The organism is Halostella sp. PRR32 (assembly GCF_034808085.1).
Classification (GTDB): domain Archaea; phylum Halobacteriota; class Halobacteria; order Halobacteriales; family Natronoarchaeaceae; genus Halostella; species Halostella pelagica.
This window is the reverse complement of record NZ_JAXHGL010000058.1, coordinates 1-288: the sequence shown is the minus strand read 5'-3', so window position 1 is coordinate 288 and position 288 is coordinate 1. Positions and strand designations below refer to the sequence as shown.

The following is a 288-nucleotide window of genomic DNA, read 5'->3' as shown; positions in this document are numbered from 1 at the left end:
CGCGGGTGATGCTCGACAGCCAGTTGTCGTGGTACAGCGACAGCTCGCGGGTGTCCTCGATGGAGAGGACCTTCGAGCGCGGCGGGATGAACATCGAGATGGCGTTCATGCTCGTGGTCTTCCCCGAGGCGGTCCCGCCCGCGAAGATGAGGCTCTTGTTGTGCTCGATGGCGAGCCAGAGGTACGCCATCTGGTCGATGTTGAACGTCCCGTAGTCGAGGAGGTCGATGGGCGTGAACGGTTCGTCGGCGTACTTCCGGATGGTGAACGCCGACCCTCGGGGCGTGA

General features: G+C 63.5%; 1 protein-coding gene. It reads right to left on the bottom strand.

The features are described from left to right. The coding region (locus SM753_RS20375; RefSeq protein ID WP_323192905.1) for an ATPase, T2SS/T4P/T4SS family at positions 1 to 288 on the bottom strand (288 nt) is incomplete at both ends.